The sequence below is a fragment of the Kluyvera ascorbata genome, assembly GCF_023195735.1.
In the GTDB taxonomy this organism is placed as follows: domain Bacteria; phylum Pseudomonadota; class Gammaproteobacteria; order Enterobacterales; family Enterobacteriaceae; genus Kluyvera; species Kluyvera ascorbata.
This window is the reverse complement of sequence record NZ_CP096201.1, coordinates 4,828,452-4,847,786: the sequence shown is the minus strand read 5'-3', so window position 1 is coordinate 4,847,786 and position 19,335 is coordinate 4,828,452. Positions and strand designations below refer to the sequence as shown.

The window sequence follows — 19,335 nt, the reverse complement described above, 5'->3', positions numbered from 1 at the left end:
CCATGATTCCATTTAACGCCCCACCGGTAGTGGGTACTGAACTCGATTACATGCAATCCGCGATGGGCAGCGGGAAACTGTGCGGTGACGGCGGCTTTACCCGTCGCTGCCAGCAGTGGATGGAGCAGCGCTTCGGCAGCGCCAAGGTGCTGCTGACCCCGTCGTGTACCGCGTCGCTGGAAATGGCGGCGATCCTGCTGGATATCCAGCCGGGTGATGAAGTGATTATGCCGAGCTACACCTTTGTCTCCACCGCCAACGCCTTTGTGCTGCGCGGCGCGAAAATTGTGTTTGTCGACGTGCATAAAGAGACCATGAATATCGATGAGACGCTGATTGAAGCGGCTATCACCGATAAAACCCGCGCTATCGTGCCGGTGCACTATGCGGGCGTGGCCTGCGAGATGGACACCATCATGGCGCTGGCGAAAAAATACAATCTGTTCGTGGTGGAAGACGCCGCGCAGGGCGTGATGTCGACCTACAAAGGTCGTGCGCTGGGCTCTATTGGCCATATCGGCTGCTTTAGCTTCCACGAAACCAAGAACTACACCGCCGGTGGTGAAGGCGGCGCGACGCTGATTAACGATCGCGCGCTGGTAGAACGCGCGGAAATTATCCGCGAGAAAGGCACTAACCGCAGTCAGTTCTTCCGTGGCCTGGTGGATAAATACACCTGGCGCGATATCGGCTCCAGCTACCTGATGTCTGACCTGCAGGCCGCTTATCTCTGGGCACAGCTGGAGGCCGCTGAGCGTATCAATAAACAGCGTTTGTCCCTATGGCAAACCTACTATGACGCGCTGCTGCCGCTGGCAAATGCCGGGCGCATCGACCTGCCGGTTATCCCGGAAAACTGCAGCCATAACGCGCACATGTTCTACATCAAACTGCGCGATGTAGAAGACCGCAGCGCGCTGATTAGCTGGTTGAAAGAGGCTGAAATCCTCGCCGTGTTCCACTACATTCCGCTGCACTCCTGCCCGGCTGGAGAGAAGTTTGGCGAGTTCCACGGTGAAGATCGTTTCACCACGCAAGAAAGTGAGCGTTTACTTCGGTTGCCGCTGTTCTACAACCTGTCGCCGGTCGACCAGCGTACGGTTATTAATACTCTGCTGAGCTATTTCGCCTGATATGTCACTGGCAAAAGCTTCGGTGTGGACCGCCGCGTCCACGCTAGTCAAAATTGGCGTGGGGCTGCTGGTGGTCAAGCTGCTGGCGGTATCGTTTGGTCCGTCAGGCGTCGGACAGGCAGGTAACTTCCGCCAGTTGGTCACCGTGCTCGGTGTGCTTGCTGGAGCGGGTATTTTTAACGGGGTGACGAAACTTGTCGCCCAGCATCACGATGACCCGGTGCGGCTGCGCCAGGTGGTGGGCACCTCATCGGCGATGGTGCTTGGCTTCTCCACGCTGTTGGCGGTGATCTTTTTGCTCGCGGCAGCGCCGATAAGTCAGGGGCTGTTTGGTCATACTTATTATCAAGGCCTGGTACGGCTGGTCGCGCTGGTGCAGTTAGGTATTGCCTGGGCGAACCTATTGCTGGCGCTGATGAAAGGCTTCCGCGATGCGGCGGGTAACGCGCTGTCGTTGATTGCCGGGAGTCTGATTGGCGTGGTGGCCTATTACGCCTGCTATCGTTTTGGTGGCTATCAGGGCGCGCTGCTGGGGCTGGCGCTGGTGCCGGCGCTGATAGTGATTCCTGCGGCGGTGATGCTCACCAAACGCGGCGTCATTCCCTGGGGCTATCTCAAGCCACAGTGGGACCGTTTGCTGGCCGGTCAACTGGGTAAATTTACCCTGATGGCGGTGATTACTTCCGTCACGATGCCGGTAGCCTACGTGATGATGCGAAACCTGATGGCGGAGCACTACAGCTGGGACGAAGTCGGGATTTGGCAGGGTGTGAGCAGTATCTCCGATGCTTACCTACAATTTATTACCGCCTCGTTCAGCGTCTATCTGTTACCGACGTTATCGCGGTTGACCGCAAAGCAGGATATTGGCCGTGAAATTGGCCGCTCGCTGAAGTTTGTGGTGCCTGCGGTGGCGGCGGCAAGCTTGACCGTCTGGCTGCTGCGCGATTTTGCTATCTGGCTGCTGTTTTCATCGAAGTTCGTCGCGATGCGTGACCTGTTTGCATGGCAGCTGGTCGGCGACGTGTTGAAAGTAGGCGCTTACGTTTATGGCTATTTAGTGATAGCCAAAGCCTCGCTGCGTTTTTATATCCTGGCCGAACTGAGCCAGTTTACGCTGCTGACGGCGTTCTCCCACTGGCTTATCCCGGCGCACGGCGCACTGGGCGCGGCACAGGCCTATATGGCGACCTATATTGTCTATTTCACGCTGTGTAGCGGCGTATTTTTAATTTGGCGTAAACGGCAATGACCGAACTGATACATATTCTGGGATCGGATATCCCTCACCACAACCAGACGGTGCTACGGTTTTTTGCCGATGAGCTGGCCGCAGAGCCCGCGCACGCCCGTCAGTTTATGGTGGTGAGCGGTGACGAAAGCCTGGCGAAGGCGTTTCCTTCGCTGGCGATCGACCGTTTTAACGATAAGTCCGCGCTGGCAAAGGCGGTGGTGGCAAAAGCGAAGGCCAATCGGCAGCAGCGCTTTTTCTTCCACGGTCAGTTTAATACCGGTATCTGGCTGGCGCTGCTCAGCGGTGGCTTGAAGCCCTCGCAGGTGAGCTGGCATATTTGGGGGGCGGATCTGTATGAAGTCTCCCGTGGCCTGAAGTTCCGTCTCTTCTACCCGCTGCGTCGCATGGCGCAGGGACGAGTAGGGCGCGTTTTCGCTACGCGTGGCGATCTCAGCTATTTTGCTACCCGACACCCGCAGGTGCCCGGTGAGCTGCTTTATTTCCCAACGCGCATGGACCCTTCGCTAAACGCGCTGGCGGACGTCGCGCCGCGTGACGGCAAGCTGACGATTCTGGTGGGCAATTCCGGCGATCGCAGCAACGAGCACGTTGCGGCACTGAAAGCGGTACATCAGCAGTTTGGCGATACGGTAAATGTGATAGTCCCGATGGGCTACCCGGCCAATAACGAGCTATATATTGCAGAAGTAAGCGACGCCGCAAAGGCGCTGTTCAGCAACGAAAATGTGCAGATTTTACGCGAAAAACTAGAGTTTGACGCCTATCTTGCGCTGTTGCGTCGCTGCGATTTGGGCTATTTTATTTTTGCGCGCCAGCAAGGTATCGGCACGCTCTGTTTGCTGATTCAGGCGGGGATCCCCTGCGTGCTCAACCGTCAGAACCCGTTCTGGCAGGATATGGCCGAGCAGCATATTCCAGTGCTATTCACCGACGATGCGCTGACCGTGCCGGTGGTACGTGAAGCGCAGCGCCAGCTGGCGCTGGTGGACAAAAGCGCCATCGCCTTTTTCAAACCTAACTATCTGGCGCCGTGGCATCGAGCGCTGCAACTGGCGGCGGGGGAAGCGGTATGAGCGAAATGCAGTTTACCGGGCTGTTCGCCGTCTGGCTGTTGTCGACGCTGTTTATCGGCACCTTAACCTGGTTTGAGTTCCGCCGCGTCCGTTTTAACTTCAACGTCTTCTTCTCGTTGCTGTTTCTACTGACCTTCTTCTTCGGCTTCCCGCTGACCTGTACGCTGGTGTTCCGTTTCGGCGTCGGCGTGTCGCCGCCGGACGTGCTGCTGCAAACGTTGCTGATTTCGGTCTGCTTCTATGCGGTCTACTACGTGACCTACAAAACGCGTCTGCGGCCAGCACAGACCAGCGCTGCGCGTCGGCCGCTGTTCACCATGAACCGGGTTGAAACGAACATCACCTGGGTTTTGCTGATGGTGATTGCGCTGTTTACGGTCGGCACGTTCTTCATGCATAACGGCTTCCTGCTGTTTAAGCTGCACTCCTATAGCCAGATTTTCTCCAGTGAAGTCTCGGGCGTGGCGCTTAAGCGATTCTTCTACTTCTTTATTCCGGCAATGCTGGTGGTCTATTTCCTCAATCCGACCTGGAAACGATGGATCGGTTTTCTGATTGCGACCACGGCCTTTGGCCTGCTGACCTACGCGATTGTCGGTGGTACCCGCGCCAACATTATCATCGCCTTCGCCATCTTCCTGTTCATCGGCATTATTCGCGGCTGGATTTCGCTGTGGATGCTGGTGGCTGCTGGGGTTATGGGGATTATCGGCATGTTCTGGCTGGCGCTAAAGCGCTACGGCATGAACGTCAGCGGCGACGAAGCGTTTTATACCTTCCTCTACCTGACGCGCGATACCTTCTCGCCGTGGGAAAACCTGGCGCTGCTGCTGCAGAACTACGACAAAATTGACTTCCAGGGGCTCGCGCCCATGGTACGTGACTTCTATGTCTTTATTCCAGGCTGGCTGTGGCCATCACGGCCGAGCATCGTGCTGAACACCGCTAACTACTTTACCTGGGAAGTGCTGAACAACCACTCCGGGCTGGCTATCTCTCCAACGCTCATCGGTTCGCTGGTGGTGATGGGCGGTATGTGGTTTGTGCCGCTGGGCGCGGTAGCGGTGGGGCTGATTATTAAATGGTTCGACTGGCTGTATATGTTGGGCAATCGGGAAACCAACCGCTATAAATCGGCGATTCTGCACAGTTTCTGCTTTGGCGCGATCTTCAATATGATCGTGCTGGCGCGTGAAGGGCTGGACTCTTTCGGCTCTCGCGTCGTCTTTTTCATGGTTATCTTTGGGGTCTGTTTGCTGGTGGCAAAACTGCTGTACTGGTTGTTTGAAAGCGCGGGGCTGATTCATCAGCGGCTAAAACGTCCCCCGCACGTTGGAGAAGGACAAAATGGCTGACTCATTAACCGCGCCGACTTACACCCTGCGCGGCCTGAAGCTTATCGGCTGGCGCAACATGCAGCATGCGCTGGACTACCTGTACGCGGACGGCAATCTGAAACAGGGCACGCTGGTAGCGATTAACGCCGAAAAAATGCTGACGCTGGAAGATAACGCAGAGGTGCGGGAGCTGATTAACGCGGCGGAGTTTAAATACGCCGACGGTATTTCCGTGGTGCGCTCCGTTCGCAAGAAATATCCCGAAGCTAACGTCTCACGCGTCGCGGGAGCGGATCTCTGGGAAGCGCTGATGGCCCGCGCGGGAGCCGAAGGCACGCCGGTGTTTCTCGTCGGCGGCAAGCCTGAAGTGATGGCGGAGACCGTGGAGAAGCTGCGCAAGCAGTGGAACGTGAATCTGGTCGGTACCCAGGATGGCTACTTTACGCCGGACCAACGACAGGCGCTGTTTGAACGTATTCACGCTAGCGGGGCGAAAATTGTCACCGTAGCGATGGGCTCGCCAAAACAGGAAATCCTGATGCGCGACTGCCGGCAGGTTCACCCCGACGCGCTGTATATGGGCGTCGGTGGTACTTATGATGTCTTTACCGGCCATGTGAAGCGTGCGCCGAAGGTGTGGCAGAACCTCGGACTTGAATGGCTTTATCGCCTGCTGTCCCAGCCAAGCCGGATTAAACGCCAGCTTCGCCTGCTGCGCTATTTACGTTGGCACTACACCAATAATCTCTGAATTTCCTACGTATTACCGGTGATGCATCACACATAATCTGCGTGATGCATTCACAACTCCGATACTTTATTCCTCATTTATATTTGCCATTTAAGCCAAATTGTTAAACCATTCGCCTGCCCTGACGATATCTACGTATTTTCTACGGCGGTATCCGTATCCGACAGACATCTATTTTTCGATAAAAAATAAAACCGGCATCGACCGGACATATGCAAACACAGAGGATCTATGGCAGAGAATAAACCGGAGCTCCAGCGCGGTCTGGAAGCCCGTCATATCGAATTAATTGCCCTTGGGGGCACCATCGGCGTGGGCCTATTTATGGGAGCGGCAAGCACCCTGAAGTGGGCCGGGCCGTCGGTGCTGCTGGCCTATATTCTGGCTGGGGTATTCGTCTTCTTCATTATGCGCTCGATGGGCGAGATGCTGTTTATCGAACCGGTGACCGGTTCATTCGCCGTTTACGCGCACCGTTATATGAGCCCATTCTTCGGCTATCTCACCGCCTGGTCATACTGGTTTATGTGGATGGCGGTGGGTATTTCGGAAATCACCGCGATAGGTGTTTACGTCCAGTTCTGGTTCCCGGATATGGTGCAGTGGATACCGGCGCTGATTGCCGTGGGGCTCGTTGCGCTGGCAAACCTGGCGGCGGTTCGCCTGTACGGTGAAATTGAATTCTGGTTTGCGATGATTAAAGTCACGACCATTATCGTGATGATAGTCATTGGCCTCGGCGTGATTTTCTTCGGCTTTGGCAACGGTGGGACGTCCATCGGATTTAGCAATTTGACCGAGCACGGCGGTTTCTTTGCGGGTGGCTGGAAAGGCTTCCTGACGGCGCTGTGTATTGTGGTGGCGTCCTATCAGGGCGTGGAGCTTATCGGCATGACCGCCGGTGAAGCGAAAAACCCGCAGGTAACGCTGCGCAGCGCGGTAGGCAAAGTGCTGTGGCGTATCCTGATTTTCTACGTGGGCGCGATTTTCGTTATCGTGACCATCTTCCCGTGGAATGAAATTGGCACCAACGGCAGCCCGTTTGTGTTGACCTTCGCGAAAATCGGTATCACCGCGGCAGCAGGGATCATCAACTTTGTGGTACTGACGGCAGCGCTCTCCGGCTGTAACAGCGGGATGTACAGCTGTGGCCGTATGCTTTACGCGCTGGCGAAAAACCGCCAGTTGCCGTCGGCGATGGCGAAAGTAACCAAGAGCGGCGTTCCGGCAGCGGGTGTGAGCGTATCCATTGTTATCCTGTTGATTGGCTCCTGCCTGAACTACATCATTCCTAACCCGCAGCGCGTGTTTGTCTATGTGTATAGTGCGAGCGTACTGCCGGGCATGGTGCCGTGGTTTGTGATTCTGATTAGCCAGCTGCGTTTCCGTCGCGCGCACAAAGAAGCGATTGCCAGCCATCCGTTCCGCTCAATTATGTTCCCGTGGGCCAACTATCTGACCATGGCGTTCCTGGTTTGCGTGCTAATCGGTATGGGGTTCAACGATGACACCCGGATGTCGCTGTTTGTCGGTGCGCTTTTCCTGGCTCTTGTGACGCTGGTTTATAAGGTTTTTGGCATGAGCCAGGGCGCGGAAGTGCAAGATTTGCGGAAATAAGAGACAAAATGCGCAAAGCATGAGCAAACGATAATTTTCTTTAAAAAGGCACTAGACAGCGGGGGAGGAAGTCCGTATTATCCGACCCCGCAACGGCGCTAAGCGCCCGTAGCTCAGCTGGATAGAGCGCTGCCCTCCGGAGGCAGAGGTCTCAGGTTCGAATCCTGTCGGGCGCACCATTTACCCGGTGCTGGAGCTGCGGTGGTTCTAAAAGACCGCGTAAGAGATTTACAGTGGTGGCTATAGCTCAGTTGGTAGAGCCCTGGATTGTGATTCCAGTTGTCGTGGGTTCGAATCCCATTAGCCACCCCATTATTTGATAGAGTTGTGAAATTGCGAAGGTGGCGGAATTGGTAGACGCGCTAGCTTCAGGTGTTAGTGTCCTTAGGATGTGGGGGTTCGAGTCCCCCCCCTCGCACCACGACTTTATAATGAATTGAATTAATAATTCAAAAAGCAGTACATCGGCGAGTAGCGCAGCTTGGTAGCGCAACTGGTTTGGGACCAGTGGGTCGGAGGTTCGAATCCTCTCTCGCCGACCAATTTTAGACCCTGCAGCGCAGGGTTTTTTATTCAAGACTTGATGTCTGAATAAAAACCGAATTGAACGATAATTCAAAAAGCAGTATTTCGGCGAGTAGCGCAGCTTGGTAGCGCAACTGGTTTGGGACCAGTGGGTCGGAGGTTCGAATCCTCTCTCGCCGACCAATTTTGAACCCCGCTTCGGCGGGGTTTTTTGTTTTCTCTCCTCGCCCCATCTCATCTATTTTTATTACCTCTACAGATTAATCCTGTTGTGAAACAAAGGGGATGTTATCAGTAACTGACTGTGACATAATGCGCCGCGTAGATGCTCATTCCACCTCTTATGTTCGCCTCAGGCCTCATAAACTCAGGAATGACGCAGAGCCGTTTACGGTGCTTATCGTCCACTGACAGATGTCGCTTTTGCCTCATCAGACACCATGGACATTACGTTGAGTGAAGCACCCATTATGTTGTCGAATTAAACCTGTTTAACGCCTGCTCCCAAAAGGAGCAGGCGTTTTTTTATGTCCAGCTTGTAGCCCGGCCAAGCGTAGCGCCGCCGGGGCCGCACAGCGGCCAAAAAAAAGGGGCCATTCGGCCCCTTAATTAGTGCTCCACCTTAGGCAGGCGGGTTATTCTGCAACGTCAGCATCAAGCCATCACGGCGCATTGCTGCGGCTTCTTCCGGCTGCTTCAGACGGTCAAGCGTATCGGCAAGCCACGCATAGTCGAACGCGTCCGGGCGCTGCTTGAGCGCGGCGCGGAACGCCAGGCTCGCTTCCTGCCACTCGCCGTGCTTCATTAGCGACTGCCCCAGCGTACTCCACAGCAGTGGACGATTGCCCACCGTTTTGATCTGCTGGCGCAGCAGTTTTTCCATCTGCTCCGGATTGTTGGTATGCAGACGCGGGATGAGCATCACCAGACGATCGTCATACTGGCGCTTCAGCCCATCGATAATGATCTGCTGCGCGGTGTCATGATCGTCACATTCAATCAGGTGATCGGCCATGGCGACCTGCAACGCGACCTGATGGCGGGTTTTGCGGCTCTGGTTTTTCCACCAGTTACGCAGCCCTTCGCTACCCTGATCGGCACGTGCCTGGTCCATCAGGCCAATCCACGCCTGCTGTTCCAGCGCGGCGCGGTGTGCGTCGTCGCCAACGTGGGCTTTCGCCATGGATGGGATGATATCCAGCAGCGAGCTCCAGGCTCCGGTCTGAATATAGGCTTGTTCTGCCAGACGCAGCACTTCCGGGTGACGCGGCGCCACTTCCAGAAGCTTATCAATGCCATGACGCGCCGCGTGGTTTTCGTTGCGGGCAAGCTGCAGACGAACGCGAGTGATTTCAACCGGGATCAGATCGTTGCCCGCGTTCTCAGCCGCACGCTGAAGGTGCTGATTGGCGCGCGCTTCGTCACCACGCTGCTGGGCAGCTTCGGCGGCTAGCAGATAATTCACCACCGGTTGCTCGGCGTGATCGGCATTTTTCGACATCAGCTTCTCAACCTGCTGATAGTCGCCTTCTGCCAGCTTCAGCAGCGCCTGTTCGGTCTGCTTGCGCGCACGACGACGCTTGCGTCCAACGAACCAGCCGCGCGTGTGGGCGCTGGTGCGGAAGATACGGCGCAGAATCCACTCCAGGGCGAACAGCACCACCATTATCAGGATCATGATAATGACTAAGCCGGTCACGCTGGTTTCAATGTTGTAGTTGTCCGTCTGGATAAGCACATAGCCCTGATGGCCTGCGATCATCGGGCCGACCACCACGCCAGCAATTAACAGTGCGAAGAGTAAAAGAACTTTTAGCATCGATTACTCTCCTTGTGCTGGGGCGGGAGCTGGCGCTGGCTGCACGGGAGCAGCAGCAGGTTCCGCTGTCGTGACGGCAGGCTGCGCCATCAGGTTACGCACGCGGGTTTGCATCAGCTTTTCCAGAATCGGCTGGCTTTGCAGCGTTTCCGGGATGTCCATGGAGATACTCTGCTGGCTGAGCTTGTCTATCTCATCGAGGAACGTCTTCGTGGCGGCATCGTCGGTGTCGTAGTAAGCGCGTACCCAGGTCGAGACGTTATCCAATGCCTGTTTGAAGGTTTCATCCTGGTGACGCGGCACCGCTTGCGACGCGGAAAGTAGCTGGGCGCGGATGTTTTCCCGCAGGTAGATATCCTGATTCGGCGCCAGCAGCGGAACGGCGGTCTCATCGCGGCGGCGAATGGTAATAAAGCTGTCCATAAAGTTCTGCCAGCTTTTTTGCAGATTCACGCGCCATTCGCTGAGCGACGCCGACAGCTCGCTGTCGTCGTTATCCATTGGAGAATCATCGGTATTGTTGTCTGCCAGGCGCAGGTTATCGACCTGGTTGGCGAGCTGATTCACCTTGAGGATGATACCGTCGTAATCCACCTGTGAAACGGCAGAGAGGCTGGCAATATCCTCGGTGATCGCGCGGCGAGCGGCGATTAAGCTTGGATCGTTCATATCCGCCAGGCTGGCGTCCGCGCTTTTTAGCAGCGCCGCGGCGGTGGTGACATCCTGATCGCTCCACAGCTTGCGTCCGGCCAGCTTCACGAGGAAGTCAGACTGGGCCAGCAGCCAGGTTTTTGAGTCAGTGCCGGAAATAGCCGCCACTTTCTGCTGCATTTCATCCAGCTGTTTTGCCATGTCGGCCTGCTGGGTTTTGGCTTCCTGCAGCTGTTCAGCCTGCTGTTTAAGCGTGGTTTCCAGCGCCTCTTTTTGCGCATCCTGCGTTTTTTGCAGAGCAATCAGCTGATTGGCGAGGGTATCGCTGGTCTGAGTCTGGGTGACGGCCTGCTGTTTGCCCCAGCCGTACAGGCCTATACCTGCCGCCAGCGCGATGGCGATAGCGACGGCGCTAAGCGCCAGACTGGTTTTCCCGCCGTTATTTTTCTTCTCAGCATTTTCCGGCTTACGAGCTTCGGGCTGCGGCGAGGTTTTCACCGCATCTTCGGACTCTTCAACCACGGCGGAGTTTTCTTTTTGTTCCGTCATTATGGCTTCCAATTGTGAGAGTTATTGTAGTGCGCGCAGCAGCGCATCGTTGTCTGCGCCATCGGCAACCTGAATATCCTGCCAGCCCAACTCCTGGGCCAGTTTTGCAATACGCTCACTCACCACCAGTAGCCGACAGGTGAGCAGCCAGCGCTCGCGGTACCAGAGGGGAATCAGCGTCCAGAGTTGTTGCAGCATCTCACCGCTGGTCACCACGAGGGTGTTGACCTCTCTCGACTGCCAGCGCATGGCTTCTTCGGCACCGTCGTAGTGAATAGCGCAGCGTTGATAGCATTCGCAAAGGGAGACATCGGCACCGCGTGCGGTCAGCGTCTCGGCCAGTAGTTCGCGTCCGCCGTTGCCGCGCAGAATCAGCGCCTTCTTGCCCGCAATAGTTTGCAATTCAGGTAATTGTAGCAACACTTCGCTAATTTCCCGATCTAATGGGTAGCGAATATCGAGGCTGTTCACCTGATGGAGCGCCAGCGCCGTGGTACGGCCGATAGCAAAATAACGAGGCGTCGTGGGCCAGTTCAGGTGCTGTTGCTGGAGCTGTGCGTGTGCAAAGCTCACCGCATGCTGCGAAAGGGCGAAGACTAAATCACCTTCCCGCAGCTCGCTCAGCGCGGGTGCCAGCCTGTTCAGCTCGCGCCCGGGCGTGAAATCAATCAGTGGAAAACTCCAGGCTACTCGGCCCTGCGCGCGCAAACGGCTGACTAACTCTTCACCTTGCGGGGAGGGGCGGGTAACCAGGATGGTCATACGGCGGCGTCTCCGTCGTAAACGGCGGTAAGAATCGCGCGAGCCCCGTTATCCAGCAGTTCATCCGCGAGCTCAATGCCCATACGCTCGGCATCTTCCGGCTTGCCGCGTCGCTCGCCGCACACCATTTCGCTACCGTCCGGGGCGCCAACCAACGCGCGCAGCCACAGCTCACCGTCGTTAAGCTCGGCGTAGCTGCCGATAGGGACCTGACAACCGCCTTCCAGGCGCGTATTCATAGCGCGCTCGGCGCGAACGCGAATGGCGGTGTCATCGTGGTTTAACGGCGCGAGCAGGGCGCGGGTCTGTTCATCGTTCAGACGGCATTCAATGCCGACGGCACCCTGACCGACGGCCGGAAGCGACTCTTCCGGCGACATCGGTTGACGAATACGATCGTTGAGCTCAAGGCGTTTTAGCCCCGCGACCGCCAGAATAATGGCATCGTACTCACCGTTATCCAGCTTGCTGAGGCGCGTGCCAACGTTGCCGCGCAGCGAGCGGATCACCAGATCCGGACGACGCTTGGCCAACTGGCACTGGCGGCGCAGGCTGGAGGTACCGACGATACTGCCTGCCGGGAGGTCATCCATGCAGGCGTAATGATTGGAGACGAAGGCATCGCGCGGGTCGTCTCGTTCGCAGATGGTCACCAGCCCAAGCCCTTCCGGGAACTCAACCGGGACATCTTTCATTGAGTGCACGGCGATGTCCGCACGGTTTTCAAGCAGCGCAAGCTCAAGCTCTTTGACGAACAGCCCTTTACCGCCCACTTTGGCCAGCGGCGTATCGAGGATGATGTCCCCTCGCGTGACCATCGGCACGAGCGTCACCGTAAGCCCTGGATGGCAGGCCATCAGGCGTTCTTGTACATAGTGCGCTTGCCAGAGAGCGAGCGGACTTTGGCGTGTGGCAATTCTCAAAACTTTGTCTAACATGCTTGTTACCGTCGTTATCATCCATTGACCATCCTAACATTGTTGCCCTAATGATGTTAGTTTTCACGGTCTTCGTAAAAATTCTTGCTGGGAATTAAGGGGTATGCACGAAGCGTGCCTTGAGAGCCTGTGAAGGTAAGCATAAACGGGGTTGTGTTTACCGTTCATTACTGGCACTGTCTTGATCGTATGCCGGGGTTTACAGCTGCATTCAATGCTACACTTGTTGTAGTGCAACATTCTTTACGGTCAACCGGCAAGGTGTTAAATTGATCACGTTTTAAACCATTTTTTGTCCAAAATTCGATAATCACAACGGCGGACAAAAAACGGTAACGGTTCTTCTTGTTGAAATATTAAAACCTCCGTACCGCTCTGACAGGATACGTCGAGGTTTTGAACATCAGGCGATATGTCTTGTACCTCTATATTGAGACACTGAAACAGAGACTGGATGCCATCAATCAACTGCGTGTGGATCGCGCGCTTGCTGCCATGGGACCTGCTTTCCAACAGGTTTACAGTCTACTGCCGACATTATTACATTATCATCATCCGCTGATGCCGGGTTACCTCGACGGTAACGTTCCCAAGGGCATCTGCCTCTACACGCCTGATGAAACCCAACGCCATTATCTTGATGAGCTCGAGCTGAATCGCGGCATGCCGCCGCAGACCTCCGCAAAAGGTGAACTGCCGATTACCGGCGTCTACTCTATGGGGAGTACCTCATCGGTAGGCCAAAGCTGCTCTTCCGACCTGGATATCTGGGTCTGCCACCAGTCGTGGCTCGATAATGATGAACGCCAATTGTTACAGCGTAAATGCAGCCTGCTGGAAAGCTGGGCGGCATCGCTCGGCGTTGAAGTCAGCTTCTTCTTGATCGACGAAAACCGCTTCCGTCATAACGAAAGCGGCAGCCTCGGCGGCGAAGACTGCGGTTCAACGCAGCACATTTTACTGCTCGACGAATTTTACCGCACGGCGGTCCGCCTCGCGGGCAAACGTATTCTGTGGAATATGGTACCGGGCGAAGAAGAAGATCATTACGACGATTACGTGATGACCCTTTATGCCCAGGGCGTACTGACGCCGAACGAATGGCTCGACCTCGGTGGATTGAGCTCGCTCTCCGCCGAAGAGTACTTCGGTGCTAGCCTGTGGCAGCTCTATAAGAGCATCGACTCACCGTATAAAGCGGTGCTGAAAACCCTGCTGCTGGAAGCCTATTCCTGGGAATACCCAAATACGCACCTGCTGGCAAAAGACATTAAACAGCGCCTGCACGACGGGGAGATCGTCTCCTTTGGCCTCGATGCCTACTGCATGATGCTGGAGCGCGTGACCGAGTATCTGAAGGCGATTGAAGATGAAACCCGCCTCGACCTCGTGCGTCGCTGCTTCTATCTGAAAGTGTGCGAAAAGCTCAGCCGTGAGCGCGCCTGCGTTGGCTGGCGTCGTGAAGTGGTTGGCCAGCTGGTGAAAGAGTGGGGCTGGAGCGAAGAGCGTCTGGCGATGCTCGATAACCGCGCCAACTGGAAAATCGACCAGGTCCGCGAAGCGCACAACGAACTGCTCGATGCCATGATGCAGAGCTACCGTAACCTTATCCGCTTCGCTCGTCGTAACAACCTGAGCGTTTCCGCCAGCCCGCAGGACATTGGCGTGCTGACGCGTAAGCTGTACGCCGCGTTTGAAGCGCTGCCGGGTAAAGTAACGCTGGTGAACCCGCAGATCTCCCCGGACCTGTCCGAACCAAATCTGACCTTTATCTATGTTCCGCCGGGACGCGCCAACCGTACGGGTTGGTACCTCTACAACCGCGCGCCGAACATGGAGTCCATCGTCAGCCATCAGCCGCTGGAATATAACCGCTACCTGAATAAGCTGGTGGCCTGGGCCTGGTTTAACGGCCTGCTGACCTCGCGTACGCGCCTGTTTATTAAGGGCAACGGTATTGTCGACCTGGCAAAACTGCAGGAGATGGTTGCTGACGTATCGCACCACTTCCCGCTGCGTCTGCCTGCGCCAACGCCGAAAGCGCTCTACAGCCCTTGCGAAATTCGCCATCTGGCGATTATCGTTAACCTCGAATATGACCCGACGGCGGCCTTCCGCAATCAGGTGGTGCATTTCGATTTCCGTAAGCTCGATACCTTCAGCTTTGGTGAGGATCAGAAATGCCTGGTCGGCAGCGTCGACCTGCTGTACCGCAACTCGTGGAACGAAGTGCGTACGCTGCACTTCAACGGCGAGCAGGCAATGATTGAAGCGTTGAAAACCATCCTCGGTAAAATGCACCAGGATGCCGCGCCGCCGGATAGCGTAGAAGTATTCTGCTATAGCCAGCACCTGCGTGGTTTAATCCGTACTCGCGTACAGCAACTGGTGTCTGAGTGCATCGAACTGCGCCTTTCCAGCACCCGTCAGGAAACCGGTCGCTTTAAAGCGCTGCGCGTCTCCGGGCAGACCTGGGGCCTGTTCTTTGAACGTCTGAACGTGTCGGTGCAGAAGCTGGAAAACGCCATCGAGTTCTACGGCGCCATTTCGCACAACAAGCTGCACGGGCTTTCCGTTCAGGTTGAGACCAACCACGTTGAGCTGCCGCAGGTGGTCGACGGTTTCGCGAGCGAAGGGATTATTCAGTTCTTCTTCGAGGAGTCTGGCGAAGATCAGGGCTTCAATATCTATATTCTGGACGAGAGCAACCGCGCAGAGGTGTATCACCACTGTGAGGGCAGTAAAGAAGAGCTGGTGCGTGACGTTAGCCGCTTCTACTCGTCGTCACACGATCGCTTCACCTACGGCTCAAGCTTTATCAACTTCAACCTGCCGCAGTTCTACCAGATTGTGAAGGTAGACGGGCGTGCACAGGTCATTCCGTTCCGCAGCCAGGCTATCGTGCCGCCGCCGTCCAATCAGGACAATAACAACGCCCCGTTGTTGCAGCAGTACTTTTCCTGAAATCACGCTAAGTTGTAGCCCGGCCGAGCAAAGCGACGCCGGGGTTTGGCGCTGAGCTGTCCCGGCGTCGCTTTGCTCGGCCGGGCTACGTTGTGTTTAGCGGAAGCTCACCTCTTCACCCGCCTGCTGCGTCGCCGCTTGTTCCAGCAAGTCCCAGAAGGTTTCGCCGCTGCGGTCGCAAATCCACTCATCGCCCTTCAGGTCGAAATGGTAGCCACCTTGCTTGGTCGCCAGCCATACCTGGTGCAATGGCTCCTGACGGTTAATAATAATTTTGCTGCCGTTTTCAAAACTGATGGTCAGCACGCCGCCATTGATCTCACAGTCGATATCGCTGTCGCCGTCCCAGTCGTCCAGACGCTCTTCGATGGTCAGCCACAGGGTATCGGCAAGGCGATGAAATTCACTGTCGTTCATTGTTGTTTCCCGTTATTTAGTGATGGCGGCAGTATAGCGTGAAACAAATCACGTTGCAGTCAGGTGCTTAACGCTTGCTTTTGCGCCTCCTCCTGCGATGATAGAAAATAGAAAGCATTGAACTACAGGCATCTTAAGAATGAATAAGATTTTTCGACCGCTGGCAGTGTTACTTGCATTATTTAGCCTTGCAGGCTGCGGCCTGAAGGGCCCGCTCTATTTTCCTCCGGCTGATAAAACGGCGGCCCCGCCGACGCAACCCGTCACTCAACCGATTCAGAGCAGCTCTCCGGATCGTAACGACCGTGGTGATAACGGCGGCCCGACGCAGGTTAATTACTAATATTACCGTTCTGTTCCGCGCAACTGGAGTAGATGATGCAGTTCTCTAAAATGCATGGCCTCGGCAACGATTTCATGGTCGTCGACGCGGTAACGCAGAATGTCTTTTTCTCGCCCGAGCTTATCCGCCGACTGGCGGACAGGCATCTTGGCGTGGGTTTCGATCAGCTGTTGGTCGTGGAGCCGCCTTATGACCCCGACCTGGATTTTCACTACCGCATCTTCAACGCCGACGGCAGCGAAGTCTCCCAGTGCGGTAACGGCGCTCGCTGCTTCGCCCGCTTTGTGCGCCTGAAAGGGTTGACCAACAAGCGTGATATCCGCGTGAGCACCGCCAACGGCCGTATGGTCTTAAGCGTGACTGATGATGAACTGGTTCGCGTGAACATGGGTGAACCGAACTTCGAGCCGTCTCAGGTGCCGTTCCGCGCGAACAAAGCGGAAAAGACCTATATCATGCGTGCTGCTGAGCAGACAGTATTGTGCGGCGTGGTCTCGATGGGGAATCCACACTGTGTGATTCAGGTTGATGATGTCGACACTGCCCCGGTGGAAACGCTAGGTCCGGTGATGGAAAGTCATGAACGTTTTCCAGAACGCGCTAACATTGGTTTTATGCAGGTAGTGAAGCGGGAGCACATCCGTCTGCGCGTTTACGAACGCGGTGCCGGTGAAACTCAGGCCTGCGGCAGCGGCGCATGTGCGGCGGTTGCCGTTGGCATCCAGCAGGGCTTGTTGGCGGAAGAGGTGCGCGTGGAACTGCCGGGCGGGCGACTTGATATCGCCTGGAAAGGCCCGGGCCAACCGTTGTTTATGACTGGCCCGGCGGCACATGTCTATGACGGATTTATTCACTTATGAAACACGTCGGGGAAGAACAGCAGGACGCTATCACCACGCTGAATGATGGCGCGGTTGTGGATTATCTGTTGCAACATCCTGAATTCTTTATACGTAATGCCGCTGTCGTTGAGCAAATGCGCGTCCCGCATCCGGTGCGGGGCATGGTGTCTCTGGTTGAGTGGCACATGGCGCGTTCGCGCAACTACATTGCCATGCTGGAAGAGAACATGAGCCAGCTGATGGAACAGGCGACGGCGAACGAAAGCCTGTTTTATCGCCTGCTGCATCTGCAAAACCGACTGGCCTGCGCGGAAAGCCTGGACGATCTCCTGCTGCGCTTCCATCGCTGGGCGCGCGAGTTGGGGCTGGCGGGCGCATCGCTGCGCCTGTTCTCTGACCGCTGGCGTCTTGGCGCCCCTTCCAGACATACCGATCTGGTGCTTTCCCGTCAGGCCTTTGAGCCGCTGCGCATTCAACGCTTAGGCCAGGGCAACCACTATCTCGGCACCCTTAACGGCCCCGAGTTGCTGGTGGTGCTTCCTGAAGCGAAAGCCGTCGGTTCAGTGGCGATGTCGATGATGGGCAGCGACGGCGATTTAGGCGTGATTCTCTTTAGCAGCCGCGACCCGCACCACTATCAGCCGGGACAGGGCACACAGCTGCTGCAGGAAATTGCCCTGATGCTGCCGGGTCTGCTGGAACGCTGGATCGAGCGCGTATGACCGGCACCGGGCTAGGGCAAGCCGTTACCCGCTTTCTGCGCTATCTGGGCGTAGAACGCCAGCTTAGCCCAATCACACTCCTCAACTACCAGCGTCAGCTTGATGCCATTATTGAACTGGCCGAAGGAATGGGCCTGCAGAATTGGCAACAATGTGATGCTGCGATGGTGCGCAGCTTTGCGACCCGCAGCCGCCGCAAAGGGCTAGGCGCCGCAAGCCTGGCGCTACGCCTGTCGGCGTTGCGCAGCTTCTTTGACTGGATGGTGGGTCAGGGCGAGCTTCCAGCGAACCCGGCAAAAGGCATCGCCGCGCCGAAAGCACCGCGCCATCTGCCAAAAAATATCGACGTCGATGACGTTAATCGCCTGCTGGATATCGATCTCAATGACCCGCTGGCGGTGCGCGACCGCGCCATGCTGGAGGTGATGTACGGCGCGGGGCTACGTCTTTCTGAACTGGTAAATCTGGATATTAAACATCTGGATCTCGATACCGGCGAAGTGTGGGTGATGGGGAAAGGCAGCAAAGAGCGCCGCCTGCCGATTGGCCGCAACGCCGTGACGTGGATTGAGCACTGGCTCGACCTGCGCGGGCTGTTTGGCAGTGACGAGGACGCGCTGTTTCTCTCGAAGCTCGGCAAGCGTATTTCGGCGCGTAATGTGCAAAAGCGCTTTGCTGAATGGGGCATTAAGCAGGGGCTGAACAGCCACGTGAATCCCCACAAGCTGCGCCACTCGTTTGCCACCCACATGCTTGAGTCGAGCGGTGACCTGCGCGGGGTGCAGGAACTGCTGGGCCACGCCAATCTATCGACCACCCAAATCTATACCCATCTTGATTTTCAACACCTTGCCTCGGTGTACGATGCGGCGCATCCGCGCGCCAAACGGGAGAAATAATGCGTTTTTATCGGCCGTTGGGCGCTATTGCCGCGCTGACGTTTGACCTTGATGACACTCTTTATGATAACCGCCCGGTGATTGACCGGACGATGCAGGAGTCGGTGGCCTTTGTGCGCGGCTACCATCCGGCGCTGGCAAACTTCGACGCCCGTACGTTACAGCAGTGGCGCGACGAGCTGTTAAAGACAGAGCCTGAAATCTACCATGACGTCACCGAGTGGCGCTGGCGTGCGCTGGAGTCCGGTATGCGTCAGCTTGGACTGACAGCTCAGGAAGCCAAAGCCGGAGCCGACGAGGCGATGGCGAACTTCGCTCAGTGGCGCAGCCGGATTGACGTACCGCAGGAAACCCACGACACGTTGGCGAAACTAGGCCAAAAATGGCCGCTGGTGGCGATCACCAACGGTAATGCCCAGCCGGAGCTGTTCGGCCTGAGCGACTACTTCCAGTTTGTGCTGCGTGCTGGTCCAGACGGACGTTCGAAGCCATTCGCCGATATGTACCATCTGGCAGCAGACAAGCTCAATGTGCCGCTCGGCGAGATCCTGCACGTGGGCGATGACCTGACCACCGACGTGGCGGGTGCCATTCGCTGTGGCATGCAAGCCTGCTGGATCAAACCGGAAAATGCCGACCTGATGCAAACCGCGGACAGCCGTTTGTTGCCGCATGTCGAGATTTCCCGGTTGGCATCTCTGACCTCGCTGATATAATCATCAGCAACTCTGTATAAAT

General features: G+C 56.3%; 17 protein-coding genes and 5 tRNA genes. 17 read left to right on the top strand and 5 right to left on the bottom strand.

Features of this window, described 5'->3' with window-relative positions; all coding sequences use genetic code 11:
* Nucleotides 1-2 precede the first annotated feature (2 nt).
* From rffA to MY052_RS23110, 11 genes are all read left to right on the top strand, one after another.
* The gene (gene rffA, locus MY052_RS23160; protein ID WP_035895767.1) at nucleotides 3-1,133 is read left to right on the top strand and encodes a dTDP-4-amino-4,6-dideoxygalactose transaminase; all 1,131 of its coding nucleotides are present in this window, start codon (nucleotides 3-5) and stop codon (nucleotides 1,131-1,133) included.
* A gap of 1 nt (nucleotide 1,134) precedes the next feature.
* On the top strand, nucleotides 1,135-2,385 hold the full coding sequence (wzxE, locus tag MY052_RS23155) for a lipid III flippase WzxE (RefSeq protein ID WP_248537932.1): 1,251 nt from the start codon (nucleotides 1,135-1,137) through the stop codon (nucleotides 2,383-2,385).
* Entirely contained in the window at nucleotides 2,382-3,461 is a 1,080-nt protein-coding gene (locus MY052_RS23150) for a TDP-N-acetylfucosamine:lipid II N-acetylfucosaminyltransferase (RefSeq protein ID WP_035895764.1), read from the top strand. Before wzxE ends, MY052_RS23150 begins: the two co-directional genes overlap by 4 nt.
* A complete protein-coding gene (wzyE, locus tag MY052_RS23145; protein WP_035895763.1) occupies nucleotides 3,458-4,816 on the top strand; it encodes an ECA oligosaccharide polymerase in 1,359 nt (452 codons plus the stop codon). The genes MY052_RS23150 and wzyE overlap by 4 nt, the downstream gene beginning before the upstream one ends.
* Nucleotides 4,809-5,549, top strand: coding sequence for a lipopolysaccharide N-acetylmannosaminouronosyltransferase (wecG, locus tag MY052_RS23140; RefSeq protein WP_248537931.1), 741 nt, complete (start codon nucleotides 4,809-4,811; stop codon nucleotides 5,547-5,549). Before wzyE ends, wecG begins: the two co-directional genes overlap by 8 nt.
* Nucleotides 5,550-5,780: 231 nt before the next feature.
* Nucleotides 5,781-7,166, top strand: coding sequence for a bifunctional threonine/serine APC transporter ThrP (gene thrP, locus MY052_RS23135; RefSeq protein WP_035895760.1), 1,386 nt, complete (start codon nucleotides 5,781-5,783; stop codon nucleotides 7,164-7,166).
* A 102-nt stretch (nucleotides 7,167-7,268) separates the two neighbouring features.
* A tRNA-Arg gene (locus MY052_RS23130) sits at nucleotides 7,269-7,345 on the top strand.
* Nucleotides 7,346-7,402: 57 nt separating this feature from the next.
* A tRNA-His gene (locus MY052_RS23125) sits at nucleotides 7,403-7,478 on the top strand.
* A gap of 23 nt (nucleotides 7,479-7,501) precedes the next feature.
* Nucleotides 7,502-7,587 (top strand) — tRNA-Leu (locus tag MY052_RS23120).
* 44 nt (nucleotides 7,588-7,631) lie between these two features.
* Nucleotides 7,632-7,708, top strand: a tRNA-Pro gene (locus MY052_RS23115).
* Nucleotides 7,709-7,797: 89 nt separating this feature from the next.
* Nucleotides 7,798-7,874: transfer RNA gene (locus MY052_RS23110), tRNA-Pro, on the top strand.
* A gap of 439 nt (nucleotides 7,875-8,313) precedes the next feature.
* Here the strand turns inward: MY052_RS23110 and hemY are convergent.
* Genes hemY through hemC form a run of 4 tightly spaced genes read right to left on the bottom strand, consistent with a single transcriptional unit; the run spans nucleotide 8,314 to nucleotide 12,410 of the window.
* Nucleotides 8,314-9,510: a protoheme IX biogenesis protein HemY gene (gene hemY, locus MY052_RS23105; RefSeq protein ID WP_248537930.1), complete on the bottom strand. Its 1,197-nt coding sequence runs from the start codon at nucleotides 9,508-9,510 to the stop codon at nucleotides 8,314-8,316.
* A 3-nt stretch (nucleotides 9,511-9,513) separates the two neighbouring features.
* On the bottom strand, nucleotides 9,514-10,710 hold the full coding sequence (gene hemX / locus MY052_RS23100; protein WP_248537929.1) for a uroporphyrinogen-III C-methyltransferase: 1,197 nt from the start codon (nucleotides 10,708-10,710) through the stop codon (nucleotides 9,514-9,516).
* Nucleotides 10,711-10,731: 21 nt separating this feature from the next.
* Complete coding sequence (hemD, locus tag MY052_RS23095) at nucleotides 10,732-11,472, bottom strand: uroporphyrinogen-III synthase (protein ID WP_248537928.1); 741 nt, start codon at nucleotides 11,470-11,472, stop codon at nucleotides 10,732-10,734.
* Nucleotides 11,469-12,410, bottom strand: coding sequence for a hydroxymethylbilane synthase (gene hemC / locus MY052_RS23090; protein WP_248537927.1), 942 nt, complete (start codon nucleotides 12,408-12,410; stop codon nucleotides 11,469-11,471). The genes hemD and hemC overlap by 4 nt, the downstream gene beginning before the upstream one ends.
* A 417-nt stretch (nucleotides 12,411-12,827) precedes the next feature.
* Between hemC and cyaA the strand changes: the two genes are divergently transcribed.
* Nucleotides 12,828-15,374, top strand: coding sequence for a class I adenylate cyclase (gene cyaA / locus MY052_RS23085; RefSeq protein ID WP_248537926.1), 2,547 nt, complete (start codon nucleotides 12,828-12,830; stop codon nucleotides 15,372-15,374).
* Nucleotides 15,375-15,470: 96 nt separating this feature from the next.
* On the opposite strand, the gene cyaY is transcribed toward cyaA, so the two are convergent.
* On the bottom strand, nucleotides 15,471-15,791 hold the full coding sequence (gene cyaY, locus MY052_RS23080; RefSeq protein WP_035896460.1) for an iron donor protein CyaY: 321 nt from the start codon (nucleotides 15,789-15,791) through the stop codon (nucleotides 15,471-15,473).
* Nucleotides 15,792-15,930: 139 nt separating this feature from the next.
* On the opposite strand from cyaY, the gene lptM reads away from it, so the two are divergent.
* From lptM to yigB, 5 genes are read left to right on the top strand one after another with little or no spacing between them, the layout of a single operon-like run.
* Nucleotides 15,931-16,134 carry an LPS translocon maturation chaperone LptM gene (gene lptM, locus MY052_RS23075; RefSeq protein ID WP_035896461.1) on the top strand — a complete coding sequence of 68 codons (204 nt, stop codon included), beginning with the start codon at nucleotides 15,931-15,933 and terminating at the stop codon, nucleotides 16,132-16,134.
* Between the two features lie 35 nt (nucleotides 16,135-16,169).
* Nucleotides 16,170-16,994 (top strand): diaminopimelate epimerase, encoded by an 825-nt coding sequence (gene dapF, locus MY052_RS23070; RefSeq protein WP_035896462.1) that lies wholly within the window; start codon nucleotides 16,170-16,172, stop codon nucleotides 16,992-16,994.
* On the top strand, nucleotides 16,991-17,698 hold the full coding sequence (locus MY052_RS23065; protein WP_035896463.1) for a DUF484 domain-containing protein: 708 nt from the start codon (nucleotides 16,991-16,993) through the stop codon (nucleotides 17,696-17,698). The genes dapF and MY052_RS23065 overlap by 4 nt, the downstream gene beginning before the upstream one ends.
* A complete protein-coding gene (gene xerC / locus MY052_RS23060) occupies nucleotides 17,695-18,597 on the top strand; it encodes a tyrosine recombinase XerC (protein ID WP_035896464.1) in 903 nt (300 codons plus the stop codon). Before MY052_RS23065 ends, xerC begins: the two co-directional genes overlap by 4 nt.
* Nucleotides 18,597-19,313 carry a 5-amino-6-(5-phospho-D-ribitylamino)uracil phosphatase YigB gene (yigB, locus tag MY052_RS23055; RefSeq protein WP_123651771.1) on the top strand — a complete coding sequence of 239 codons (717 nt, stop codon included), beginning with the start codon at nucleotides 18,597-18,599 and terminating at the stop codon, nucleotides 19,311-19,313. Before xerC ends, yigB begins: the two co-directional genes overlap by 1 nt.
* Nucleotides 19,314-19,335 lie beyond the last annotated feature (22 nt).

Bases quoted from the DNA above. Each gene is read 5' to 3' on its own strand.
- rffA (WP_035895767.1), top strand. From the start codon at position 3: ATGATTCCATTTAACGCCCCACCGGTAGTGGGTACTGAACTCGATTAC.
- wzxE (WP_248537932.1), top strand. From the start codon at position 1,135: ATGTCACTGGCAAAAGCTTCGGTGTGGACCGCCGCGTCCACGCTAGTC.
- MY052_RS23150 (WP_035895764.1), top strand. From the start codon at position 2,382: ATGACCGAACTGATACATATTCTGGGATCGGATATCCCTCACCACAAC.
- wzyE (WP_035895763.1), top strand. From the start codon at position 3,458: ATGAGCGAAATGCAGTTTACCGGGCTGTTCGCCGTCTGGCTGTTGTCG.
- wecG (WP_248537931.1), top strand. From the start codon at position 4,809: ATGGCTGACTCATTAACCGCGCCGACTTACACCCTGCGCGGCCTGAAG.
- thrP (WP_035895760.1), top strand. From the start codon at position 5,781: ATGGCAGAGAATAAACCGGAGCTCCAGCGCGGTCTGGAAGCCCGTCAT.
- hemY (WP_248537930.1), bottom strand. From the start codon at position 9,510: ATGCTAAAAGTTCTTTTACTCTTCGCACTGTTAATTGCTGGCGTGGTG.
- hemX (WP_248537929.1), bottom strand. From the start codon at position 10,710: ATGACGGAACAAAAAGAAAACTCCGCCGTGGTTGAAGAGTCCGAAGAT.
- hemD (WP_248537928.1), bottom strand. From the start codon at position 11,472: ATGACCATCCTGGTTACCCGCCCCTCCCCGCAAGGTGAAGAGTTAGTC.
- hemC (WP_248537927.1), bottom strand. From the start codon at position 12,410: ATGTTAGACAAAGTTTTGAGAATTGCCACACGCCAAAGTCCGCTCGCT.
- cyaY (WP_035896460.1), bottom strand. From the start codon at position 15,791: ATGAACGACAGTGAATTTCATCGCCTTGCCGATACCCTGTGGCTGACC.
- lptM (WP_035896461.1), top strand. From the start codon at position 15,931: ATGAATAAGATTTTTCGACCGCTGGCAGTGTTACTTGCATTATTTAGC.
- dapF (WP_035896462.1), top strand. From the start codon at position 16,170: ATGCAGTTCTCTAAAATGCATGGCCTCGGCAACGATTTCATGGTCGTC.
- MY052_RS23065 (WP_035896463.1), top strand. From the start codon at position 16,991: ATGAAACACGTCGGGGAAGAACAGCAGGACGCTATCACCACGCTGAAT.
- xerC (WP_035896464.1), top strand. From the start codon at position 17,695: ATGACCGGCACCGGGCTAGGGCAAGCCGTTACCCGCTTTCTGCGCTAT.
- yigB (WP_123651771.1), top strand. From the start codon at position 18,597: ATGCGTTTTTATCGGCCGTTGGGCGCTATTGCCGCGCTGACGTTTGAC.